Below are 3,071 nucleotides of genomic sequence, written 5' to 3'. Positions count from 1 at the left end.
GCCGAGTTGTGAGGAAGCCGAAGCTTGAATAAAAAGCGGCAGAAACGGCGGATAAGGCAGTAATGAACGGAGATAAGAATATGGTCAAGCGAATACAGGTCTATGGCGGATGCCTATGGAGCCGTAAGACGAAGAAGGACGCGGTAAGCTGCGAAAAGCCGGGGTCAGGAGCACACATCCGTTTACCCCCGGATATCCGAATGGAGTAATCCGGTACAGTAATGTATCATCCGAAGCACTGAATAAAATAGGTGCCGGAAGTCACACTGCATGAAGTGAACCATCTAAGTAATGCGGGAACAGAAATCAATAGAGATTCCCCAAGTAGCGGCGAGCGAACGGGGAGGAGCCCAAACCACATTTTGTGGGGTTGTAGGACTGCGACGTGAGTTTGTAAAAACTGAAAGATAGGAGAAGCGTTTGGGAAGGCGCGCCAGAGTGAGTGAAAGCCTCGTATCCGAAATCCGACAGTCTCTAGCAGTATCCTGAGTAGGGCGGGGCACGAGAAACCCAGTCCGAATCCGGGTCGACCACGATCCAAGGCTAAATACTAGACGGCTACCGATAGCGTACAAGTACCGTGAGGGAAAGGTGAAAAGAACCCCGGTAAGGGGAGTGAAATAGAACCTGAAACCATAGACTGACAAGATGTCACAGCACGCAAGTGTAGTGGCGTGTCTTTTGTAGAATAAACCTGCGAGTCACGTTATGCAGCGAGGCTAAGGAATTGGAGTTCCGGAGCCGGAGCGAAAGCGAGTCTGATAAGGGCGAGTAAGTTGCATGACGTGGACCCGAAGCCAAGGTGATCTATCCATGAGCAGGTTGAAGGCAGGGTAACACCTGTTGGAGGACCGAACAGTAATCTGTTAAAAAAGGTAGTGATGACTCGTGGATCGGAGTGAAAGGCTAATCAAACCTGGAGATAGCTGGCTCTCCCCGAAATGCCTTTAGGGACAGCCTCATACAAAGCTTACGGAGGTAAAGCACTGGATGGACAATGGGGAGTCAAATCCTACAAAGTTCAATCAAACTCTGAATGCCGTAAGCCAGCGTATGGGAGTGAGACTGTGTGCGCCAAGGTTCATAGTCGAGAGGGAAACAGCCCGGACCGGCGATTAAGGTCCCAAAATCATGCTAAGTGTTAAATGAAGTGAAGATGCACAGACAGCCAGGAGGTTGGCTTAGAAGCAGCCATTCCTTAAAAGAGTGCGTAACAGCTCACTGGTCGAGCATCTTTGCGCAGACAATGTAACGGGGCTAAGCATGATACCGAAATCCCGGATTCATCACATAGGTGATGACTGGTAGGGGAGCATTCTGCTAACTGATGAAGGAGTACGGGTGACCGGCTCTGGAGGAGGCAGAAGAGAGAATGCAGGCATAAGTAACGAAAAGACGGGTGCGATCCCCGTCCGCCGAAAACCTAAGGGTTCCGGGGTAAAGGCAATCTGCCCCGGGTAAGTCGGCCCCTAAGGCGAGGACGAAAGTCGTAGTCGATGGGAAATCGGTTTATAATCCGATACTTGATAAGTTTCTATGGAATGACGCATGAGGTGAAATCCGGCCGGGCGACGGTTGTCCCGGTCAAAGCAACGAGGTGCTGAGGGAGTGGTTAAAATAACTTCCGAGCTGAGTTGTTACAGCGAGCGGAAAGAAAGTTGAAGCGAAGCGGACGTAATCAAGGTGCCGGGAAATAGTTCCTAGGTGTGGCTTATCAAACCGTACCGTAAACGGACACACGTAGGTGGGATGAGTAATCTAAGGCGCACGAGCGAACTCGCGTTAAGGAACTCGGCAAAATGCGCACGTAACTTCGGAAGAAGTGCGGCTCCTGTTGTTAAAGATGAGGAGCGACACAAAGCAGGCCCAGGCGACTGTTTATCAAAAACACAGCCATCTGCGAACCAGTAATGGGACGTATAGGTGGTGACACCTGCCCGGTGCTGGAAGGTTAAGAGGAGCGGTCAAGAGCAATCTGAAGCTGTGAATCGAAGCCCCAGTAAACGGCGGCCGTAACTATAACGGTCCTAAGGTAGCGAAATTCCTTGTCGGGTAAGTTCCGACCCGCACGAATGGTGTAACGATTCTGGGCACTGTCTCAACGCGAGACTCGGTGAAATTTATATTCCGGTAAAGAAGCCGGATACCCATAATTAGACGGAAAGACCCCGTGAACCTTCACCGTAACTTAATATTGGGATCCTGTTCATTATGTGTAGGATAGCTGGGAGGCAGTGAAGCGTGGCCGTCAGGTTGCGCAGAGCCAATGGTGAAATACCAGCCTTGATGGACAGGATTTCTAACCTTAGCCTTGAAGCAGGTTTGGGGACAATGTTAGGCAGGCGGTTTGACTGGGGCGGTCGCCTCCCAAAGAGTAACGGAGGTGCGCGAAGGTCTCCTCGCGCTGGTTGGAAATCAGCGTACGAGTGTAAAGGCACAAGGAGGCTTGACTGCGAGGGTGACAATCCGAGCAGGTACGAAAGTAGGTCTTAGTGATCTGATGGTGCTGAGTGGAAAGGCCATCACTTAACGGACAAAAGGTACTCCGGGGATAACAGGCTGATTTTCCCCAAGAGTTCACATCGACGGGAAAGTTTGGCACCTCGATGTCGGCTCATCGCATCCTGGGGCTGGAGCAGGTCCCAAGGGTTTGGCTGTTCGCCAATTAAAGCGGTACGTGAGCTGGGTTCAGAACGTCGCGAGACAGTTCGGTCCCTATCTGTTATGGGCGCTGGAAGTTTGAGAGGAGCTGCTTTTAGTACGAGAGGACCGAAGTGGACGAACCTCTGGTTTACCAGTTATCCTGCCAAGGGTAAGTGCTGGGTATCTAAGTTCGGAAGGGATAACCGCTGAAAGCATCTAAGCGGGAAGCCCACCTCAAGATAAGACTTCCCTAAGACTATAAGTCTTCTGAAGACCCCAGAGAGACTATCTGGTTGATAGGATGCAGGTGTAAGCACAGCGATGTGTTCAGCCGAGCATTACTAATAGGTCGTGAGGCTTGACCATATTCTCATCTCCGTTTACAATACGGAAACACTTCAAGATACGCTCCGGTCGTGCAGCAGAAA

General features: G+C 51.0%; 1 rRNA gene. It reads left to right on the top strand.

Annotation, left to right across the window (positions count from 1 at the left end):
* The first annotated feature begins 82 nt into the window (after positions 1 to 82).
* Positions 83 to 3,009, top strand: a 23S ribosomal RNA gene (locus MSI_RS13225).
* The last annotated feature ends 62 nt before the right edge of the window (positions 3,010 to 3,071 follow it).

It is taken from the genome of Treponema sp. JC4 (assembly GCF_000260795.1).
GTDB lineage: Bacteria > Spirochaetota > Spirochaetia > Treponematales > Treponemataceae > Treponema_D.
Note: the sequence above shows the minus strand (reverse complement) of the source record. Positions and strands in the feature narration are given on the sequence as shown.